This is a genomic window from Synechococcus sp. BO 8801 (assembly GCF_002252675.1).
GTDB lineage: Bacteria > Cyanobacteriota > Cyanobacteriia > PCC-6307 > Cyanobiaceae > Cyanobium.
Map to the genome: position 1 here is coordinate 82,341 of NZ_NQKY01000003.1, position 18,033 is coordinate 100,373.

22 protein-coding genes and 1 tRNA gene are annotated in these 18,033 nt (G+C 70.8%); 9 read left to right on the top strand and 14 right to left on the bottom strand.

Annotation, left to right across the window (positions count from 1 at the left end; all coding sequences use genetic code 11):
• Positions 1-10: 10 nt before the first annotated feature.
• The 4 genes from CJZ86_RS03410 to upp all read right to left on the bottom strand — a co-directional run bounded on the left by CJZ86_RS03410 (position 11) and on the right by upp (position 3,172).
• Positions 11-235: a ribbon-helix-helix domain-containing protein gene (locus CJZ86_RS03410; RefSeq protein ID WP_094584540.1), complete on the bottom strand. Its 225-nt coding sequence runs from the start codon at positions 233-235 to the stop codon at positions 11-13.
• Between the two features lie 216 nt (positions 236-451).
• Positions 452-2,128 (bottom strand): dihydroxy-acid dehydratase, encoded by a 1,677-nt coding sequence (gene ilvD / locus CJZ86_RS03415; protein ID WP_094584541.1) that lies wholly within the window; start codon positions 2,126-2,128, stop codon positions 452-454.
• Positions 2,129-2,176: 48 nt separating this feature from the next.
• Entirely contained in the window at positions 2,177-2,464 is a 288-nt protein-coding gene (locus CJZ86_RS03420) for a hypothetical protein (RefSeq protein WP_094584542.1), read from the bottom strand.
• A gap of 42 nt (positions 2,465-2,506) precedes the next feature.
• The gene (gene upp, locus CJZ86_RS03425) at positions 2,507-3,172 is read right to left on the bottom strand and encodes a uracil phosphoribosyltransferase (protein WP_094584543.1); all 666 of its coding nucleotides are present in this window, start codon (positions 3,170-3,172) and stop codon (positions 2,507-2,509) included.
• A gap of 47 nt (positions 3,173-3,219) precedes the next feature.
• On the opposite strand from upp, the gene CJZ86_RS03430 reads away from it, so the two are divergent.
• Together CJZ86_RS03430 and cobW are read left to right on the top strand one after the other, a co-directional pair.
• Entirely contained in the window at positions 3,220-3,792 is a 573-nt protein-coding gene (locus CJZ86_RS03430; RefSeq protein WP_198960065.1) for a pentapeptide repeat-containing protein, read from the top strand.
• Positions 3,793-3,844: 52 nt separating this feature from the next.
• Positions 3,845-4,948, top strand: coding sequence for a cobalamin biosynthesis protein CobW (cobW, locus tag CJZ86_RS03435; protein WP_094584544.1), 1,104 nt, complete (start codon positions 3,845-3,847; stop codon positions 4,946-4,948).
• Positions 4,949-4,963: 15 nt separating this feature from the next.
• On the opposite strand, the gene CJZ86_RS03440 is transcribed toward cobW, so the two are convergent.
• Complete coding sequence (locus tag CJZ86_RS03440; RefSeq protein WP_233133816.1) at positions 4,964-5,326, bottom strand: hypothetical protein; 363 nt, start codon at positions 5,324-5,326, stop codon at positions 4,964-4,966.
• Positions 5,327-5,419: 93 nt separating this feature from the next.
• Here CJZ86_RS03440 and purS point away from each other — a divergent pair, with 93 nt between their 5' ends.
• Positions 5,420-5,677, top strand: a complete 258-nt coding sequence (gene purS / locus CJZ86_RS03445) for a phosphoribosylformylglycinamidine synthase subunit PurS (RefSeq protein ID WP_094584545.1) — start codon at positions 5,420-5,422, stop codon at positions 5,675-5,677.
• A gap of 13 nt (positions 5,678-5,690) precedes the next feature.
• A complete protein-coding gene (gene purQ / locus CJZ86_RS03450; protein ID WP_094584546.1) occupies positions 5,691-6,344 on the top strand; it encodes a phosphoribosylformylglycinamidine synthase subunit PurQ in 654 nt (217 codons plus the stop codon).
• 3 nt (positions 6,345-6,347) lie between these two features.
• On the opposite strand, the gene CJZ86_RS03455 is transcribed toward purQ, so the two are convergent.
• Positions 6,348-6,947, bottom strand: a complete 600-nt coding sequence (locus CJZ86_RS03455; protein WP_094584547.1) for a peroxiredoxin — start codon at positions 6,945-6,947, stop codon at positions 6,348-6,350.
• Between the two features lie 47 nt (positions 6,948-6,994).
• Between CJZ86_RS03455 and CJZ86_RS03460 the strand changes: the two genes are divergently transcribed.
• The gene (locus CJZ86_RS03460; protein ID WP_094584548.1) at positions 6,995-7,351 is read left to right on the top strand and encodes a hypothetical protein; all 357 of its coding nucleotides are present in this window, start codon (positions 6,995-6,997) and stop codon (positions 7,349-7,351) included.
• Positions 7,352-7,448: 97 nt separating this feature from the next.
• Here the strand turns inward: CJZ86_RS03460 and CJZ86_RS03465 are convergent.
• The 6 genes from CJZ86_RS03465 to psb32 all read right to left on the bottom strand — a co-directional run bounded on the left by CJZ86_RS03465 (position 7,449) and on the right by psb32 (position 11,770).
• Positions 7,449-7,522, bottom strand: a tRNA-Met gene (locus tag CJZ86_RS03465).
• 45 nt (positions 7,523-7,567) lie between these two features.
• Positions 7,568-8,575, bottom strand: coding sequence for a LysM peptidoglycan-binding domain-containing M23 family metallopeptidase (locus CJZ86_RS03470; protein WP_233133817.1), 1,008 nt, complete (start codon positions 8,573-8,575; stop codon positions 7,568-7,570).
• A gap of 154 nt (positions 8,576-8,729) precedes the next feature.
• Entirely contained in the window at positions 8,730-9,221 is a 492-nt protein-coding gene (locus CJZ86_RS03475; RefSeq protein ID WP_094584550.1) for a tRNA (cytidine(34)-2'-O)-methyltransferase, read from the bottom strand.
• Positions 9,222-9,233: 12 nt separating this feature from the next.
• Positions 9,234-9,827, bottom strand: a complete 594-nt coding sequence (locus CJZ86_RS03480) for a bifunctional adenosylcobinamide kinase/adenosylcobinamide-phosphate guanylyltransferase (RefSeq protein ID WP_198960066.1) — start codon at positions 9,825-9,827, stop codon at positions 9,234-9,236.
• Positions 9,814-10,959 carry a proton extrusion protein PcxA gene (pxcA, locus tag CJZ86_RS03485; protein WP_094584551.1) on the bottom strand — a complete coding sequence of 382 codons (1,146 nt, stop codon included), beginning with the start codon at positions 10,957-10,959 and terminating at the stop codon, positions 9,814-9,816. The genes CJZ86_RS03480 and pxcA overlap by 14 nt, the downstream gene beginning before the upstream one ends.
• Positions 10,960-10,981: 22 nt before the next feature.
• Positions 10,982-11,770, bottom strand: a complete 789-nt coding sequence (gene psb32, locus CJZ86_RS03490) for a photosystem II repair protein Psb32 (protein ID WP_094584725.1) — start codon at positions 11,768-11,770, stop codon at positions 10,982-10,984.
• A gap of 37 nt (positions 11,771-11,807) precedes the next feature.
• On the opposite strand from psb32, the gene CJZ86_RS03495 reads away from it, so the two are divergent.
• Positions 11,808-12,485 carry a cofactor assembly of complex C subunit B gene (locus CJZ86_RS03495; protein WP_158219495.1) on the top strand — a complete coding sequence of 226 codons (678 nt, stop codon included), beginning with the start codon at positions 11,808-11,810 and terminating at the stop codon, positions 12,483-12,485.
• Here the strand turns inward: CJZ86_RS03495 and lptC are convergent.
• Entirely contained in the window at positions 12,403-13,536 is a 1,134-nt protein-coding gene (gene lptC, locus CJZ86_RS03500; RefSeq protein WP_158219496.1) for an LPS export ABC transporter periplasmic protein LptC, read from the bottom strand. The two genes, CJZ86_RS03495 and lptC, sit on opposite strands and share 83 nt — an antisense overlap.
• Complete coding sequence (gene metG / locus CJZ86_RS03505) at positions 13,533-15,083, bottom strand: methionine--tRNA ligase (protein WP_094584554.1); 1,551 nt, start codon at positions 15,081-15,083, stop codon at positions 13,533-13,535. Before metG ends, lptC begins: the two co-directional genes overlap by 4 nt.
• Before the next feature lie 149 nt (positions 15,084-15,232).
• Between metG and CJZ86_RS03510 the strand changes: the two genes are divergently transcribed.
• The 3 genes from CJZ86_RS03510 to CJZ86_RS03520 are packed head-to-tail and all read left to right on the top strand — an operon-like array spanning position 15,233 to position 18,033.
• Positions 15,233-17,095, top strand: coding sequence for an FAD-dependent oxidoreductase (locus tag CJZ86_RS03510; protein WP_094584555.1), 1,863 nt, complete (start codon positions 15,233-15,235; stop codon positions 17,093-17,095).
• The gene (locus CJZ86_RS03515; protein ID WP_094584556.1) at positions 17,092-17,682 is read left to right on the top strand and encodes a hypothetical protein; all 591 of its coding nucleotides are present in this window, start codon (positions 17,092-17,094) and stop codon (positions 17,680-17,682) included. The genes CJZ86_RS03510 and CJZ86_RS03515 overlap by 4 nt, the downstream gene beginning before the upstream one ends.
• Before the next feature lie 36 nt (positions 17,683-17,718).
• Positions 17,719-18,033 carry a hypothetical protein gene (locus tag CJZ86_RS03520; RefSeq protein WP_233133818.1) on the top strand — a complete coding sequence of 105 codons (315 nt, stop codon included), beginning with the start codon at positions 17,719-17,721 and terminating at the stop codon, positions 18,031-18,033.

Genomic DNA, 18,033 nt, shown 5'->3' on the forward strand with positions numbered 1-18,033 from the left:
CCCGCAGCGTTCAGGCCCGGCGTCGGAACCCATCCGCCGACTCCATGCGGCCCGGGTTGTGCTCGCCTGCCTGCCCGCCCTGCAGGGCCGACTCCAGCAGGTAGGCGGCCAGGTTGGAGAGGGAGCGCCCCTGGACGTTGCTGCGCTCCACCAGGGCCTGGTAGGCGTTGTAGGGGACGGTGATCGTGACGCGCACCGGCCGCAGGAAGGGACCGGGTTCGGAGTGGCTTCGCATGGGTCCAGGGGGTGACTTCCTATGCTCTAAGCCCGATTTTGTGATCGGTGGCCAGATGCTTCATGAAGCGCCGGAGCCCCTCCGTGGACCAGATGCCAGTGCTGGCCGGCGATTCACCCTGCTGCGGTCAGCAGCAGGGTGCCTGCGCCGTCAGTGCAGGCCTGCATCGCCCTGCGCAAATTGCACGTTTCTGAAATCGGGATGAAGGCCCGCGCTTCAGTCCGGGTACAGGTCCGTGACGGCCCCCAGGCTGCTGCTGCTCACCAGCCGGGCGTACTTGCCGAGCACCCCGGTGCGGTAGCGGGGGGCGGGCTTCGTCCAGGCGCTACGGCGCCGGGCCAGCTCCTCCTCGGCCACGTTGAGCTGGATCAGCCGCTGCTTCGCATCCACCGTGATGCTGTCGCCCTCCTGCACCAGGGCGATGGTGCCGCCCACGGCGGCTTCCGGGGCCACGTGGCCCACCACCATGCCGTAGGTGCCGCCGGAGAAGCGGCCGTCGGTGATCAGGGCCACCGAATCCCCCAGCCCCTCACCGATGATCGCGGCGGTGGGGGCGAGCATCTCGCGCATGCCGGGGCCGCCCACCGGACCCTCGTACCGGATCACCACCACATCGCCGGCGCTGATGCGCTTGGCGAGGATGGCGGCCAGGGCGTCCTCCTCACTCTCGAACACCCGGGCCGGGCCGGTCATCACCGGGTTCTTGACGCCACTGATCTTGGCCACGCTGCCCTCCTCGGCCAGGTTGCCCCGCAGGATCGCCAGGTGGCCCTGGGCGTAGAGGGGGTTCGACAGGGGCCGGATCACGTCCTGACCGGCCGGAGGTTCGGAGGGCACGTCGGCGAGCACCTCCTTAAGGGTGCGCCCCTCGATCGTGCGGCAGTCGCCGTGCAGCAGGCCGCCGTCGAGCAGCAGCTTCATCACCTGGGGGATGCCGCCGGCCCGGTGCAGGTCCACGGTCACGTAGCGGCCGCTGGGCTTGAGGTCGCAGATCACGGGCACCTTCTGGCGGATCGTCTCGAAGTCGTCGATCGTCAGCGGCACGCCCGCGGTGCGGGCGATCGCCAGCAGGTGCAGCACCGAGTTGGTGGAGCCGCCCACCGCCATGATCACGGCGATGGCGTTCTCGAAGGCCTCCCGGGTCAGCAGGTCCCGGGGGCGGATGCCGGCCGCGATCGCCTGCACCAGCACCTCGGCCGAGCGAGCGGCACTCTCGGCCTTCTCCGGGTCCTCCGCCGCCATGGTGGAGCTGTAGGGCAGGCTCAGCCCGAAGGCCTCGAAGGCCGAACTCATCGTGTTGGCGGTGAACATGCCGCCGCAGCTGCCGGCGCCGGGGCAGGCGTTCTTCTCGATCGCCAGCAGCTCCGCCTCGTCGATCCGGCCACCGGAAAGCTGCCCCACCGCCTCGAAGGCACTCACCACGGTGAGATCACAGGGACCGAGTTTGCCCGGCTTGATCGTGCCCCCGTAGACGAAGATCGCCGGGATGTTCATGCGGGCCATGGCGAGCATGGCGCCGGGCATGTTCTTGTCGCAGCCGCCGATGGCCAGCAGGCCATCCATGCTCTGGGCGTTGCAGGCGGTTTCGATCGAATCGGCAATCACCTCCCGCGACACCAGGGAGTACTTCATCCCCTCGGTCCCCATCGAGATGCCGTCGCTGACGGTGATGGTGCCGAACATCTGGGGCATGGCTCCGGCCCCATGGGCGGCCTGCTCGGCCCGCCGGGCCAGATCGTTGAGGCCGATGTTGCAGGGGGTGATCGTGCTGTAGCCGTTGGCGATGCCGATGATCGGCTTGCCGAAGTCCCCGTCGCCGAAACCGACGGCCCGCAGCATGGCCCGGTTGGGGGAGCGTTGGAGGCCCTTGGTGATGGCGTCGGAGCGCAGCATGGCCGGGGAGGAACGGGTCTGCAGCAACTTACCGAGGGGCCTGCGCCCTCAGGCCTGGGGCTGCAGCTGCTCGAGCTGGCGGCGCACCTCGTCGATCGCCTGGTTGAGTTTCTGGACGCGGTCGTGCAGCTGGTCGCTGCTCACCGGCGGCTCCTCGAAGGCTTCGCTGAGGCGGGAGACGCGCAGCATCCGCAGCTGGCGCTGGGCGAGCCGGTGACGATCGGCCCGGCGCAGCAGCCAGACCGCCAGCCCGGCGGCGCCCATCACCGCCCCGGCGGCCCCGGCCAGCAGAACCAGACTGCCGCTGGCGGACGATTGCTGCCGGGAATCAGCCATGAACCTGCAAAGGAAGGGGCATCGGGACCTGAGGGGCTCAGCCTAGGCAGTGGCGGCGGCGATTCCATACAGCCGCTCGCTCACCTCGCCGAAACCCGGAACGACGCGGTGGCGGCTGTCCACCTCGGGGTCGATGCCGGCGCAGTAGATGGTGAGCTGGCTGTGGTGTTCGCCGACAACCTTCAGCCCGGGGCTCGCGGCCAGGGTGGTGATCACCCGCAGCCGCTGGCCCTCCACCCCCAGGCCCGCCAGACGGTCGAGCAGGGCCAGCAGGATCGAGCCGCTGGCGAGGACGGGCAGGAACACCAGCACGCCGCTGCGGGGATCGATGGTGGCCGGCAGGTCGTCGAGGAACCAGTGGGGCTTGTGATCGGGCCCGCAGGGCTCGATGCCCACATGGGCCAGCTGGGCCGACGGCAGCACCGACTGGGCCCCCTGCCAGAGCCCCAGTCCCCCCCGCAGCACCGGGATCACCAGCAGGGGCACCTCCGGATCGACCACCTGGCCATCGCAGTGGCCCAGGGGCGTGGTGATCGACACCGGCCGATGGGGCAGCCAGTCGCGCAGGGCCTCATAGGTGAGCCAGCGGCCCAGCTCCGCCATGGCGGTGGCGAACAGGGGCGAGGGGGTGGCCCCGTCGCGCAGCAGGGTGAGCCAGTGGCCGATCAGGGGATGGGGGGGGACCACCACCCGCAGGGACATGCTCATGACGGGCTGCGTCTGCCTAGCTTGATCCGGCAGCGTACCGGTGTGGCATGGTCCCCAGCTCCCTTCCCTCCTCCGTGATCGTCCGGCGGCCCAGGGCCCCGCTGGCCGACCTGCTGGGGTCCGTCCTGGGGGGCGTGCTGGGGATGGTGCTCGGCCTGCTGCTCGTCTGGACCGTGCTGCCGGTGGCGCCGGCCCAGGCGATCACCGCCCCCGAGCTGCGCGCCCAGCGCTCCTTCCAGGACCTCGACCCCGACCTGCGAGGCCGGAACCTGCAGCAGCAGGAGTTCCTCAAGGCCTCGATGGAGGGCTTCGATCTGCGGGACGCCGACCTGCGCGGGGCCGTGTTCAACTCCACCGACCTGCGCCAGGCCGACCTGCGCGGCGCCGACCTGGAGGACGTGGTGGCCTTCGCCACCCGCTTCGACGGGGCCGACCTGCGGGGCGCCCAGTTCCGCAACGCCATGCTGATGCAGAGCCGCTTCCGGGATGCCCGCATCGACGGGGCGGACTTCAGCGACGCGGTTCTCGATCTGCCGGAGCAGAAGGCCCTCTGCGCCCGTGCCGCCGGCAGCCATCCCCTCACCGGCGTCGACACGCGGGAGAGCCTGGGCTGCCGCTGACCCCGGCCGGCGGCGCCTCCCCTAGGTTTCGGTTCCCCCTGCCCTGTCCCCGATGACCGCCACCAGCACCCGACGGCTGCCGGTCACGGTGGTGACCGGATTTCTGGGGGCCGGCAAGACCACCCTGCTGCGCCACCTGCTGCTGGAGAGCGGACTGCGGCTGGCCGTCCTTGTCAACGAGTTCGGCGAGGTGGGCATCGACGGCGATCTGATCGCCTCCTGCGGCTTCTGCCCCGAGGAGGAGCTGGACGACCGGCTGGTGGAGCTGGCCAATGGCTGTCTCTGCTGCACCGTCCAGGATGAGTTCCTGCCCACCATGCAGCGGCTGCTGGAGCGGGCCGACCGGCTCGACGGCATCGTCGTGGAAACCAGCGGCCTGGCCCTGCCCGAGCCCCTGGTGGCCGCCTTCGGCTGGCCGGAGATCCGCAGCCGCACCCGGGTGCACGGGGTGGTCACGGTGGTGGATGGCGAGGCGATGGCCGCCGGCCACGTGGTGGGAGACGCCGAGGCGGTGGAGGCCCAGCGCCGGGCCGACCCCAGCCTCGACCACATCAGCGCCATCGAGGACCTGTTCGCCGACCAGCTCGGTGCGGCCGACCTGGTGCTGGTGAGCCGGGCCGACCGGCTGGAGCCGGAGGCCCTGGCCCGGGTGACCGAAGCGCTGCGCGCCGACCTGCGCCCCGGCACCGTCGTGCTGCCCATGGCCCGGGGCCGTCTCGATCCCTCCCTGGTGCTGGATGGTCCCGGCCGTGATCACGACCACGACCACGACCATGACCATGACGACCACGATCACCACCACGACGACCACGATCACGATCACGACCACCACGACCATGCCCACGTGGCGATGGAGTCGATCGTCGTGCGACGGGCCGGCCAATGGGGGCGAGCCGCCCTGGAGGCCCAGCTGCAGCAACTGCTGATCGACCATCCCGTCGTGCGGCTCAAGGGGCGGCTGCGTCAGGACGGCAAGCGCCTGCCGCTGCAGATCCAGGGGGTCGGCCGTCGCCTCGACTGCTGGTACGAGGAGCGGGAGGGGATGGCCCCTGCCGCCGCCCCCGCCGAGGGCGATGGCCCCGACGGCCTGGAGCTGGTGCTGCTGGCCACCGCCGGCGCCGCCGGCCCCCTGCGCGACGCCCTCGATCGCCTCTGAGGAACCAGGCCAGCGTCAGTCGAGGGGGATGTCACCCCGGGCGCAGATCCCATCCCAGCAGAGATCGGTGTTCTCCACCCAGCGGCTGTTCACCGGCTGCCAGCTGCCGGAGGGTTTGAGCATCGTCACCCGGCCCCGACCGTCATGGCGGAACTCGATCCTCTGGCCCCCCACCAGCAGGAACCAGTGGAGGCCGAGCTCCTCGACCTGCATCTGGCACTCCTGCCAGGGACCATCGGCAACGCGGCACTGCAGCGACACCAGCCCCGGCAGGGAGTGGGCCTGCAGGGCCGTGCAGGCCAGGGCCAGGCCCGCCAGCCAGGCCAGCAATCCGGGCCCCAGCGGATCCAGCAGAAACCGTCGCAGGGAGGGCACCACGACCAGCGGTGCGGAGCATCAACTCCAGGCTGGTGCTGCGCCGGGGGGGTGGTGGGGCGTGCTGCCAAGATTTAACAAACGTCCGTGCCCCCGGTGCCGCTCTTCAACGCCCGCGTTCAGGTTTCCCTGCGCCCCTCCGTGCTGGACCCCGCCGGGGAGGCCACCCGGGCCGCCGCCGCCCGGCTCGGGGTGGAGGGCGTGAAGCGCCTGCGGATCGGCAAGGCGATCGAGCTGGACCTGGAGGCGCCGGACCGGGCCACCGCCCAGGCCCGGCTCGAGCTGCTCAGCGACCGCCTGCTGGCCAATCCGGTGATCGAGGACTGGTCACTGGATCTGGCCGAAGCGGGTTGAGGGGAGCGGATCGATGACCGTCGGCATTGTTGTGTTTCCCGGCTCCAACTGCGACCGGGACGTGGCCTGGGCCCTGGAGGGCTGCCTGGGCATCCCCGTTCGTTTCCTCTGGCATGAGGAGCGCGACCTTTCCGGCCTCGAGGCCGTCGTGCTGCCGGGGGGGTTCAGCTACGGCGACTACCTGCGCTGCGGCGCCATCGCCCGCTTCGCCCCCGTGCTGGAGGAAGTGCGCAGCTTCGCGGAGCGCGGTGGGCCCGTGCTCGGCATCTGCAACGGCTTCCAGGTGCTCACGGAGATGGGCCTGCTGCCCGGAGCCCTCACCCGCAACCGGGATCTGCACTTCCTCTGCCAAAGCAGCCCCCTGGAGGTGCAGCCCGGGGCCTGCCGGTGGCTGGGCGCCTACGGCGCCGGCGAGCGCATCAGCCTGCCGATCGCCCACGGGGAAGGGCGCTACCAGGTGGAGCCCCAGGAGCTGGAGCGCCTCGATGATCAGGGCTGTGTGGTGCTGCGCTACGTCGCCAATCCGAATGGATCACGGGGCGACGTGGCCGGCCTGACCAATCCCGCCGGCAATGTGCTCGGCCTGATGCCCCATCCGGAGCGGGCCTGTGATCCGGTCACCGGCGGCCTCGACGGCCGGCGCCTGCTGCAATCGCTGCTGGGCTGAGGCTCAGTCCAGGGCTGCGAAGTAGTCGCGACTGCCACGGGGATCGGGGGCCAGGGTGCGGGCCCCGGGCGTCCAGTCGGCGGGACAGACCTGGCCCGGCTGGTTCCGCACGTGCTGGAACGCCTGCAGCACCCGCAGGGTTTCGTCCACACTGCGGCCGACGGCCACATCGTTGACGGTGCTGTGGCGGATCACCCCATCGGGGTCGATCAGGAACAGTCCCCGCAGGGCCGTGCCGGCCTCCTCGTCCAGCACGTGGTAGGCCCTGGCGATCTCCTTGTTGAGATCCGACACCAGGGGGTAGGCCACATCCCCGAGCCCCCCGCTCTTTCGTTCGGTCTGTACCCAGGCCAGATGGCTATAGGGACTGTCGATAGACACGGCCAGGATGGCGGCGCCGAGGCGGGCGAATTCCCCGTGGCGATCACTGAAGGCCGTGATCTCCGTGGGACAGACGAAGGTGAAATTGAGGGGATAGAAGAACAGCACCACATCCCTGCCGCGATAGTCGCGCAGCGACACCTCCCGGAACTCCTGATCCACCACCGCGGTGGCGCGAAAGTCAGGGGCTTCGAGGCCCACGAGCCTGCCGCTGCTGGTCATGGTGGGTCTGGCCCTACGATGCTGTCCAAAGTAGCGATGCCTCTGCCATGGGTTGGGATCCAACCGTTCTGCGGAAATACAACACCACCGGCCACTTCCGGCTCATCAATCAGCTGCGCTCCGAACTCAAGGGCAATCCCCTGATCCGCCCCAAGGATGGGGAAACCGTGGGCGCCGCCAACCGCAGCAAGAGCCTCACCCGTGCCCTGCAGAACCGTTCCCAGTCCGGGGGTTACGGCCGCAGCCGCCGCTCGGTCCAGAGCTCCCAGCCCGTCGTCGTCACCGCCGCGCCTGCCCTGCCCGTGATCGCTCCGCTGCCGGCCCCGGTCGAGAGTGTGGAAAGCCAGGAGGCGGCCAATGCCCGCAGCTTCCGTGAACGGCTCAACGCCATCGAGATGCGCTGAACCCGCAGCGTCGAGAGGGCGTCAACGTTGCTGTAACCAGGGGGGAATGTCTCCACCCTGGTTACAAGGATTGAGGGACGAATGACCCAGGGAAAAGTGGCTCGGGGGAGACTTGAACTCCCGACCTTGGGGTTATGAATCCCACGCTCTAACCAGCTGAGCTACCGAGCCAATCCATCTGACTTTAGACGATGGCCTGCTCGGCCCCCGGCCGGGTCAGGCCCGGGGGGGGAGCATCTGCAGTGGGTTGACCGCGCCGCGGCCGGGGGGGTGGATCTCGAAGTGCAGGTGGGGACCGGTGCTGCGGCCGGTGCTGCCCATCTGGCTGATCACCTGACCCTGGGTCACCGTCTCGCCCCTGGCCACCAGCAGGCGGCTGTTGTGGGCGTAGAGGCTGCGGCTGCCGTCGGGGTGGGCGATCTCCACCAGGAAGCCGTAGCCGCCGTCATGCCAGCCGGCGAAGACGACCTGGCCCTCCCTGGCGGCCATGATCGGGGTGCCGACGTTGTTGGCCACATCGATGCCCTTGTGCATCCGGCCCCAGCGCCAGCCGAACCCGGAGGTGAACACCCCGCGGGTGGGCCAGATCCAGCTGGTGGAGGGGGCCGTGGTGCCACCCTCGAAGGGGGGCTGGGGGTCGCCGAACTCGGGGAGCTCGGGCCAGCTGATGCCGCCGCTCACGGAGGGCTTCAGGCCCAGCAGCATGCGGGAACGGCCCGGTGCCGACTGGGCCAGTCGCACCTGGCTGCCCACCACCAGGCGGGCGGTTTCCAGGCCCGGATTGAGGCGCACCAGTTCGGCCACGCTCAGGCCGTAGCGCTGGGCCAGCTTGAGCACCGTGTCGCCGAAGCGGACGACGCCATCCCGTTCTACTGGCGGAGGGGTGGAGACAGGGGGGCTCTGGCGCTGGGCAGAGGCGTCAAGGGAGGCGATGCGGCCGATGCGCTCCTTGCCCCGGGACGGCACCACGAGCCAGTCGCCGTTGCCGAAGCGGTGGTCTTCATCGACATCATTGAGGCGGGCCAGGCGGCTCTCATCGAGGTCGAGGGCGGTGGAGAGCTCCTCGATGGACACCGGACGGCGCACCTTGACCCAGAGCCGGTCGGTGGCGGAAGGCAGGGAGGCCAGCAGGGTCTCGGTGGACACCGTGCTGGGGGAATCGTCAGCGAGAACGGCCACGAGCGGCACGACGGCCGGTGTGGAGAGCAGAAAGGGAAGAATCAAGCGGAAAGGCTTCATGCATTTCACATCCAGCGGACAAAACCCAGCAGAGAAGCCAACATCTGCGGGTCCGGCAGAGAGTAGCGCTATGAACCACAGGCGGCAAGGTTCCTCAGGCACAACTCGGTCGGGACATCGGGACGGTCCCCCTTGGGTCTCAGGAGTCGCTGCCTGCGGCCGGCCCGATCTGGCGCAGGGCCTCGAACAGCACGATGCCAACGGACACCGAGAGATTCAGGCTGCGGACGCCCCCCTGGCCGTCCCGGGCCCGGCAGGCCATCGGGATGGTGAGCCGCGCCTCGGCCGACGCCTGCAGGTCGTTCGGTAATCCGTCCGTCTCCCGTCCGAACAGCAGCCAGTCGTCGGGATGGAAGCGGAAATCGGTGTAGGACGCCTCCGCCTGGCTGCTGAGGGCCACCAGACGGCCACCCCGCCGCCGTCGCTCCGCCTGGAAGCGCTCCAGGTCGCCGTGGCGGTGCAGCGACACCCAGGGCCAGTAATCCAGGCCGGCCCGGCGCAGATGGCGGTCGCTGATCGTGAAGCCCAGGGGTTCGATCAGATGCAGTTCGCAGCCGGTGGCGGCGCAGGTGCGGGCCACGTTGCCGGTGTTCGGCGGGATCTGGGGCTGGTAGAGAACGACGCGGGGCATCCGGGGCGGTCCTCAGGAGCCGGGAGGCACGGGCTGGCTCAGGGCCAGCAGGTCGATGGCACGCCCCTGCAGGACGAGCCAGGCCGCCTCGCTGTGGGCCTGGAGGGTCTGCTGCATCGTCCCGAGCCGGTCGCGGAAGCGGGATCCGGCCGCCGTGGCCGGCACCACCCCCCAGCCGGTCTCCTCGCAGACCAGTACCAGGGGCGCCGGGCAGGCGCCGATGGCCCCGAGCAGCTCGTCGCAGCGGAGCCGCCAGTCAGGCGCCTCCAGCTCCAGGTGGGCGGCCACCCAGGTTCCGAGCGAATCCACCAGCCCCAGCTGCCCGACCTGCAGACGTTCCAGCTCGGCGGCCAGCTCACCGCCCACCTCGCGGCAGCCCCATTCAGGGGGACGCCGGAGGCGGTGGCGCCGCAGCCGCTCCTGCCAGGCGTCGTCGTCGGGCAGGGAGGGCCCGGTGGCCAGGTAGATCACCGCCAGGCCGCTGGCGCCGGCCAGATGCTCGGCCCAGCGGCTCTTGCCGCCCCGCGAAGGTCCACTGACCAGGGTGAGGCGCGGATGGCGCTGGACCCCGGTCGGGGGCTCAGCCGCCACCTCAGCCGCCACCATTCATGTTGCGCAGGGTGGCCACCGAGGACGGCGAGACGCGGTTGAGGTAACGGAAGATCCAGTACTTGAAGATCGTGGCCAGGACCACCGGGAAGGTGGCGATGAAGAGCATCACGAAATTCTCCTGGGCCGGTAATCCCAGATGGTGGGCGACACCATCGAGCAGCACCGTCCAGCCCTCCGGACTGTGGAATCCCACGAAGATGTCCGTGAACAGGATGATGGCGAAGGCCTTGGCGCTGTCGCTCAGGCCATACACCATTTCGTCGATGAAGCCCCGCAGCACCTGGATGTCGCGCCGTCCGGCGATGGCCACCGCCACGAAGCCGATGAAACCGCAGACATCGGCCAGGACGTTCTTGATGGCATGGGTGCTCTCCTGGTCGGCCTCCTCCTTGAGCTCCTGGGCCCGCTTGGCCAGCTCCGTCTGCAGGTCCTCGCGGCTGGGCAGGGCCTTGCCCGCCAGCAGGGCGTCGAATTCGATCTCCGCCTGGTACACCCGCAGCTTCTCGACGGCCCGCTCCTCCAGGTGGGGTTTCGGGTAGGCGAGGAAGGCGTTGTCGGGGGCGAAGCGATCCACCAGGGGCGACACCACGTAGGTGCGGCTCACCTGCTGCACCAGCACCGGCACCAGCACCAGCAGCAGCAGGATCCGCAGCGACACCAGGGTGGAATCGCGGCGGCGTCGGAAGCCCGCCACCACGCTGGCCTCCGCCTCCGGGTCGAGCTGGCGGCGCACCTGGTCGACCACGCTCACCAGGCTGCGGGGCAGCATCTCCGGGGTGCGGCTCAGGGCCGGCAGCTCCTCCCGGGCCACGGCATAGCGGGCGGTGACCGTGTCGATCAGCTGGTACTGGCGCAGTTCCTGGCCGGAGAGCTCCTGCCGGTACGGGGCCAGCACGCCCCTGGACTGGCGGCAGACCTGCAGGGCCGCCCGGAAGCGGCGCAGCACCTGGGACTGCATCGCCCGCGGGATGCTCAGCTCCAGTTCGGGACGCACCGGCCGGTCGTTGTAGTGCTCCATCTCGATGCTCTGGATGAGCAGGGCGGCTTCATAGCCGCGTTCAAGATCGGAGCTCAGGTCGAGGGAGCGGGCCCGCCCGAAGGTACCCATCCAGTTCGTCAGTCCCATGGGGAGGCGGGTAGCGGGGGGATCAGCGGGAGAAGACCCACCAGGTGAGCATCGGCACCACGGTGCCCACCACCAGCAGGACGATCACCCAGGTGAAGGCATTGCTGCTGGAGGTCTCCTCCCGGGTGGGGATGTTGCTGACGACGGCGGCCGTCTCCTCGATGACAGGTTCGCCGGAATCTTCCCCGCCCTGGAGAACGGTGGCAAGACGTTGCAGGGCGTCGACGGCCGACTGTCGGTAGCGGTCGCCGCTGCGCAGCGGCTGGGCCATCGTGGTGGCCGCGGTGCTCTTCAGCAGCTCGCTGGGCAGCTGGCGGTCGAGGGGGGGCTGGGCCGCAATCGCCGTGGCCCGGGTCTGGGTATCGATCAGCAGCAGCAGCAAGGGATCGGGACTGCTGCCGGCCGGGGGATCGGCCGTCCAGCGCTCCAGCAGCTGTCCGGCGAGGGTGTTGAGGTCAAGGCCGTAGTCGAGCCGGGTGAGGGTGATCAGGCGGGCATCGACCCGTTCGGCGCTGAAGGCCTGCAACTGGCGCTCGATCTCGGCCTTGCCCGCCCGGCTGAGCACGTCGGCGCCGTCGAGCACGTGCTCGGCCGGTGGACGGGCGGGCAGATCCGACGCCGACAGGGCCCGGGCGGCCGCGACCGGAGCCGCCAGCACCAGGCCGATGGCCAGCACCAGGGAGAGCAGGGAGCGGAGCAGCCCGGAGCGGCGGGTGGGGCCGGGGTGGACTGCCGCCACCGAAGGCGTCACTGAAGCCAAGGCCATCGTGCAAGACGCCACCAGTCTGCCGTTGCGGCTCCGTTCCGGCATCCTGAAGGCAGCTTCGGAGCCGGACGCCACGATGACGATGTCCGCCCCCACCCGCGTCGTCCTGGCCTGCGGCGCCACGGGCCTGGCCCTGGCCGTGCTCAATCAGATGACGGCCCCGAGCCTGGAGCCGCCCCTGGAGCGGGCCTCGGTGCTGGCCAGCATCCTGGCGGTGCTGTTGCTGCTGGTGGCCCTGCTCTGGCAGAGGGTGGAGCCCGTGGCTCCGGAGCGGGTGGCGCTGGAGGGCCCCGAAGGGCTGCGCTTGGCGCCGGATCTCGAGGCTTCCCTGGCCGAGGAGCTGGGCTGGGGCAGCACCATGCTGCTGACGGCGACGCCGGCGGCGGTGGTGCTGCTGCACTGGCGCGGCCACACCCTGCTGGAGCGGGGCGTGCTGGGCAGAGGCGACTTCCTCCCCGGGGCGATCTGCGCCCGCAGCATGGCCAGCGGCAAGGCGATATCCCTGGTGGACCTGAAGCTCTACCCCGGTAGGGACGAGTTCAGCAGCCTGCCCACGGGCCTGCCGGCGGTGGTGGTCCAGCCCCTCGGCAGCGAGGGGGTGCTGGTGCTGGGCGGCTGGTCGCCCCGCTGCTTCAGCCGCAGCGATCTGGTGTGGGTCGAGGGCTGGGCCCGCAGGCTCACAGGCGAATTGGCTCGGGTTTCGGGCGCGGCGCCACCGGCCGCGGAGGTGTCGTCGACGGCGGCACCTGGAACTGGCTGAACACCCGGCCTCCCGGGTTGGTCACCACCACGGTCCCCTTGTTGCCCAGCTGGCCCCGCAGCACGCTGCCGCGGGTGAGCTGGCGGCTGGCGGGCCGCTGCAGCAGCACCGAGCCATCGGCGGTGACCGCCTGGGTCTGCCAGTTCCAGGAGCAGCTCTGAGCTTCGAGGCTGGCACCGTCCTGCTGGAGGAAGCAGCCCGAGGGGATCCGCACCAGATGCTGACCAGCATCCACCTGCAGGGCCTTGCCCCGGGCGCTGGCGCCGCCGGCCACCGCCGGGTCGCTGAACAGCACCGGCGGTCCGAGATTGAACAGCTGGGTCTGGGTGTTGCCGACCAGAGAGGTGGCGGTGAGGGTCTGGAGCGGGCGGGTGGAGGCCGAGCCCGGCGGCCGCCGTTCCCCCAGCACGGGGCCGCGGGCGGTGAGGGCACCGCTGCCCGGTTGCCAGAGCACCGAGGTCACGGTCACCAGGATCTGGGGGTCGCCGACGGGGTTGGCCCTGAAGGGATCGAACGCCTGGGCCCAGCGCTGCAGCTGGGGCTTGCCCTGCAGCTCCAGGGTGTCCTTATCGAGGCGGAAGGTGGCCCGCTCGGCGGAGAGCCGGGTATGGGGGTCGAACCCTTCCGGATGGCGGTCGATCTCCATCAGGTTGCGGGAGGGAAGCCAGCGCACCCGGGAGCCCTGGATCATCACCGGCTCCTTCCCGAGGCGCTGCAGCCGGATCCGCCCCTCCAGCAGGATCACGGCCCCGTCGTTGATCACGGTGCCGGTGGAGGCCTCCACCCGGTAGGCCGGCTTCCCGTCGCTGTAGATCACGCCGCGGGGCTGGAGGGCCCGGGCCACCCGGCGACGCAGGTCGTAGCGGGCCTCGGGGCTGGTGAGTTCCCAGTTGGGGCGTCCGAACACGTCCTGCTGGCGCAGATCCAGGGAACGGAACACGAAGGGGGTGGGCGCCGTCTCGCGGGCGACGTCGCCGCGGCCGCAGCCGGCGAGCAGCAGCACCAGCAGAGCAGACAGGCGCCAGGGTCGCGCGGGGAGGGAAAGCGTCAAAGGGGGGAATCCAGTTCCAGTCGGTGCATCACCGGCGTCGGTTCGGGCAGGGCCAGACCACTGGCCAGCTTCCCCCAGTGTCGGGCCGCCGTCCAGCCGCTGTCGGCCACCAGTGGCGGCTGGGCCAGCTGCTCGAGCATGCGCCCGGAGAGATCCGGCAGCAGCGGGGCCAGCAGCACGGCCACCCAGCGGCTCGTCTCCAGCACGGCATAGAGGTCTTCGGCCACACCGTCGCGGCCCTCCTCGGCCTTGATCGCCTTCCAGGGGGCGCGATCGTTGAGGAAGCCGTTGGCCGCCTCGGCCAGCTCCAAGATCGCGGCGGCTGCCGTGCGGAAATCCAGCCCCTCGAGGGCCCCGTCGACGGTCTGGGCACAGGCCAGGCAGCGCAGGGCCAGGGGATGGTCTGGGGTGGCGGCGGCGCCGGCCGGCGGCACGCCGCCGTCGAACCAGCGGCGCGCCATCGAGGAGGTGCGGTTGAGCAGGTTGCCGATCGTGTTGGCCAGGTCGTTGTTGACCAGATCGCTGAAGCGCTGCTGCTGGAAATCGCCGTCATCGCCGAAGGGGATGTCCCGCAGCAGGTACCAGCGCACCGCATCGGTGCCGCAGCGCTCCAGCAGGACGTCGGGATCGAGCACGTTGCCGAGCGACTTGCCCATCTTCTGGCCCTCCCGGGTGAGGAAGCCGTGGCCGAAGACCTTCTCCGGCAGGGGCAGCCCCGCCGACAGAAGCATCGCCGGCCAGTAGACGGCGTGAAAACGCAGGATGTCCTTGCCGATCACGTGCAGCTGGGCGGGCCAGCCCCGCTTCGCCAGCAGGCTCAGGTCGGCGGGATCGTCCGGCTCCAGCAGGGCTGAGAGGTAGCCCAGCAGGGCGTCGAACCACACATAGAAGGTATGGCCGTCATAGCCGGGCACGGGAATGCCCCAGGGCAGATCGAGCCGGGAGATGGAGAAGTCCCGCAGGCCACCGGCGACGAAGTTCTCCACCTCCCGGCGCCGGGAGCGCGGCGCGATGAAGCCGTCACTGGCCACCAGCTGCTCGATCGGCTCCTGGTAGCGGGAGAGGCGGAAGAAGAGGTTGAGCTCGTCGCGCCACTCCAGGGGACGCAGGTGGATGGGGCAGTGGGGCTCGGTGGCCGCCGGCGATTCCTCCTTGAACTCCTCGCAGGCGACGCAATACCAGCCCTGCTGGCGACCTTCCACCACATCGCCGCTGGCCTCGACCCGGGCGAAGAACTGCTCCACGATCGCCCGGTGGCGCGGGTCGGTGGTGCGGATGAAGCGGTCGTTGCTGATGCCCCAGCGGCGCCACAGGTCGCGGTACTCGCCGCTGATGGCATCGCAGTGGGCCTGGGGGGTGAGGCCGGCCGCTTCGGCCGAGCGCTGGATCTTCAGGCCGTGCTCGTCGCAGCCGGTGATGAAGGTGACCCGCTCACCCTGCAGCCGTCGGAAGCGGGCAATGCTGTCGCAGGCGAGGGTGGTGTAGGTGCTGCCCAGGTGGGCGCGGTCGTTGACGTAATAGAGGGGGGTGGTGAGGGTATAGGTCATCGGCAGGCGACGTCGGCCGGATCCGCCGGCGGCAGGTGGGTGTCCCGTGACGGCCCCCGTGACGCCCTAGGGCCCAGGCCCGGGGCCCGGATCCTACCCATGGCCTTGGGATGGGATGCTGGCCCCCTGACCCCGGCCCCTTCTCCCCGATGCGCACGGGATTCGATCGCAGGGCGGACGTGCTCGTGTGGGGCGGCGGCAGCGGTGGTGTCGCCGCGGCGCTGCAGGCCGCCCGCTCCGGCGCCGACACCCTGCTGCTCACGCCCGGGCCGTGGCTGGGCGGCATGGTGAGCGCGGCCGGGGTGTGCGCCCCCGACGGCAACGAGCTGAGCCCCTGGCAGAGCGGCCTGTGGGGGGCCCTGCTGCGGGCCCTGCAATGGATCGAGCCGGAGGGTCTGGATCAGAACTGGGTGAGCTGCTTCGGCTACCGCCCCGCCAGTGCCGAGCGGATCCTGCGCCGCTGGGTGGCGGCCGAGGAACGGCTGGAGTGGTGGTCCGGCGTGCGGCTGGAGGCGGTGGAGCGCGACGGCGACCGCATCGGCGCCGTGACGGTGCAGCACAGGGGCATCCAGCGGCGCCTGCGGCCCACGGTGGTGATCGATGGCAGCGACCGGGGCGAGCTCTATCCCCTGGCCGGCGCCCCCTTCCGCTTCGGCTGGGAGGCCAGGGAGCTCTGGCAGGAACCCAGCGCCCCCACGGCCGAGCGCCTCGGGAACGACCCCTTCTTCCAGCGGCAGCCGGTGCAGTCGCCCACCTGGGTGTGCCTGGGCCAGCTGGACGAGAGGGGGGGACCGGTGGCCCCCGATAGGGAGGCCTGGCGCCGCAGCCCCCCTCCCCTGCCGGAGCCCTTCGCGGCGGCCACCGAGTCCTTCGGCCTGGAGCGCACCCTCACCTACGGCCGCCTGCCCGGGGGCCTGGTGATGCTGAACTGGCCCCTGCATGGCAACGACTGGCACCAAGGTCTGGAGCGGGCTTTTCCGGAATGCTTCGCCGGAGGTGCCGCCGCCGACGTCGCTGCGGTCGAAGGGGAGCTGCTCGCAGCGATGCGCGACCACAGCGAGGCCTTCGCCGCAGCCCTGTGCCAGGCCAGCGGCGGCTGGCTGGGCCCCGCAGCGGTGTTTCCTACACCCGAGGAGGCCAGGGCCGGGCGGCTCAGCGGCGCCGGATCCCTGGCCCTGATGCCCTACTGGCGGGAGGGCCGCCGGCTGGTGGCCCGGGAGCTGGTGCTGGAGCAACACCTGCTGCCCCAGGGGGAGGGTGCCTGCATCGCCCCCCTCAGCCGCGCCGCCGATGGGGCCTTGACCTGCATCGCCGTGGGCAACTACGCCAACGACCACCACTACCCCGGCGGCGACTGGCCCCTGGCCCCCAAGAGCTGCCGCTGGGGCGGCCGCTGGAGCGGCACCCCGTTCACCATCCCCTACGGCGCCCTGGTGAGTGAGGGGGTGACCAACTTGCTGGCGGCCGACAAGGGTTTCGGCGTCAGCCACATGGCCAACGGAGCCACCCGGCTCCAGCCCCTGGTGCTCAACATCGGCCAGGCCGCCGGGCTGGCGGCGGCCCTGTGTGTGCTCGATGGAGTGGAGCCGGCCGCCCTGCCGGTGCGGCGTCTGCAGGAGGCCCTGATCGGCGATCCGCTGGCTCCGGCCGGTGTGGTGCCGCTGTGGGATACCCCCTGGCACCACTCCCGCTGGCGCGAGCGGCAGCGGGAGGTGCTGGAGGCCCCGGAGCGTCTGGATCGCCACGGCCAACTGGAGGCGGCGGAGCTGGCGGCACTGTCGGGCTGGGCGCCGCCGCCGGAGCCGGGAGAGCGCCTCTGGCGCGGGGAGCTGGTGCCCGACGGCCAGGGCGGCTACGTGCTCCACGGCGAGGCGGGGGCCTGGCCGGTGATCACCCTGGAGCCGGCCCTGCACCACTGGCTCCTTAGCCTCGATCGCCCCACCCCTGTGGCCCTGATCGGCTGTGCCAACCCCTGGGGCCCCTGGCTGCGGGTGTCAAGGCTCGTGACGTGAAGCTGCTGTTCAGTGGCGCCGCCATCGCCCTCACCTTCGCGGCCTTCCTCCCTTACATCGTCTCAATACGGGCCGGCCGCACCCGCCCCCATGTGTTCTCCTGGCTGATCTGGGGGGTCACCACGCTGCTGGTGTTCCTGGCCACCTGGGCCGCCGGCGGCGGGGTCGGGGCCTGGCCCACCGGCGTGTCGGCCCTGATCACCTTCTCCATCGCCTGGCTGGCCTTCACCCATGGCGCCGATCGGGCGATCACAACAAGCGATTGGCTGTTTCTGGCCGGCGCCGCCTCGGCCCTGCCCTTCTGGTTCCTCACCGCCGACCCGCTCGGGGCCGTGGTGGTGCTCACTTTGGTGGATCTGCTGGGCTTCGGCCCCACCCTGCGGCGCGCCTGGAGCCACCCGGAGCAGGAACGGATCGGCTTTTTCAGCCTGTTCGTGCTGCGCAACCTGCTGGTGCTGCTCTCCCTAGAGCGGCTGACGCTGACCACGGCCCTGTTCCCGGCGGCGGTGGGCCTGGCCTGCGTGGGGGTGGTGGTGCTCCTGCTCTGGCGGCGACGCCGCCTGCAGCGCCTGGGCCAGCCGGCCTGAGTTCGGTCAGGATGGGCTGATCAGCGCCGTTGCCCCATGGTTTCCACCAACCCAGGATCCGCCCTCCGGCCCCTGCCCGTGCTGCTCTCGGTGGCGGGTTCGGCGCTGCTGCTGGCCGCCCTGCCGGCCCGGGCCCAGGGCCTCAACAACATGCGCGACCAGCTGATCATCCATTACTGCACCCTGGCGGTGAATGCCGATTTCACCAAGGCGGGCAAGCCGGTGCCGGCCGGCCTGGCGAAGGACACGTGCACCTGCGTCGCCCAGCAGGTCAACGCCCGAGCCTCCATTGCCCAGGCCGAAACCATCTGCAAGCAGCAGGCGATGGGCAAGTACAACCTCAGCCCCTGA

What these genes read in the sequence shown, in the direction of transcription:
- CJZ86_RS03510 (WP_094584555.1), top strand. Translation starts at nt 15,233, where the DNA reads ATGCGCACGGGATTCGATCGCAGGGCGGACGTGCTCGTGTGGGGCGGC.
- purQ (WP_094584546.1), top strand. Translation starts at nt 5,691, where the DNA reads ATGACCGTCGGCATTGTTGTGTTTCCCGGCTCCAACTGCGACCGGGAC.
- CJZ86_RS03420 (WP_094584542.1), bottom strand. Translation starts at nt 2,464, where the DNA reads ATGGCTGATTCCCGGCAGCAATCGTCCGCCAGCGGCAGTCTGGTTCTG.
- CJZ86_RS03455 (WP_094584547.1), bottom strand. Translation starts at nt 6,947, where the DNA reads ATGACCAGCAGCGGCAGGCTCGTGGGCCTCGAAGCCCCTGACTTTCGC.
- ilvD (WP_094584541.1), bottom strand. Translation starts at nt 2,128, where the DNA reads ATGCTGCGCTCCGACGCCATCACCAAGGGCCTCCAACGCTCCCCCAAC.
- CJZ86_RS03410 (WP_094584540.1), bottom strand. Translation starts at nt 235, where the DNA reads ATGCGAAGCCACTCCGAACCCGGTCCCTTCCTGCGGCCGGTGCGCGTC.
- psb32 (WP_094584725.1), bottom strand. Translation starts at nt 11,770, where the DNA reads ATGCCGGAACGGAGCCGCAACGGCAGACTGGTGGCGTCTTGCACGATG.
- CJZ86_RS03495 (WP_158219495.1), top strand. Translation starts at nt 11,808, where the DNA reads ATGTCCGCCCCCACCCGCGTCGTCCTGGCCTGCGGCGCCACGGGCCTG.
- metG (WP_094584554.1), bottom strand. Translation starts at nt 15,083, where the DNA reads ATGACCTATACCCTCACCACCCCCCTCTATTACGTCAACGACCGCGCC.
- upp (WP_094584543.1), bottom strand. Translation starts at nt 3,172, where the DNA reads ATGAGCATGTCCCTGCGGGTGGTGGTCCCCCCCCATCCCCTGATCGGC.
- cobW (WP_094584544.1), top strand. Translation starts at nt 3,845, where the DNA reads ATGACCGCCACCAGCACCCGACGGCTGCCGGTCACGGTGGTGACCGGA.
- CJZ86_RS03520 (WP_233133818.1), top strand. Translation starts at nt 17,719, where the DNA reads ATGGTTTCCACCAACCCAGGATCCGCCCTCCGGCCCCTGCCCGTGCTG.
- CJZ86_RS03460 (WP_094584548.1), top strand. Translation starts at nt 6,995, where the DNA reads ATGGGTTGGGATCCAACCGTTCTGCGGAAATACAACACCACCGGCCAC.
- CJZ86_RS03430 (WP_198960065.1), top strand. Translation starts at nt 3,220, where the DNA reads ATGGTCCCCAGCTCCCTTCCCTCCTCCGTGATCGTCCGGCGGCCCAGG.
- pxcA (WP_094584551.1), bottom strand. Translation starts at nt 10,959, where the DNA reads ATGGGACTGACGAACTGGATGGGTACCTTCGGGCGGGCCCGCTCCCTC.
- CJZ86_RS03480 (WP_198960066.1), bottom strand. Translation starts at nt 9,827, where the DNA reads ATGGTGGCGGCTGAGGTGGCGGCTGAGCCCCCGACCGGGGTCCAGCGC.
- CJZ86_RS03475 (WP_094584550.1), bottom strand. Translation starts at nt 9,221, where the DNA reads ATGCCCCGCGTCGTTCTCTACCAGCCCCAGATCCCGCCGAACACCGGC.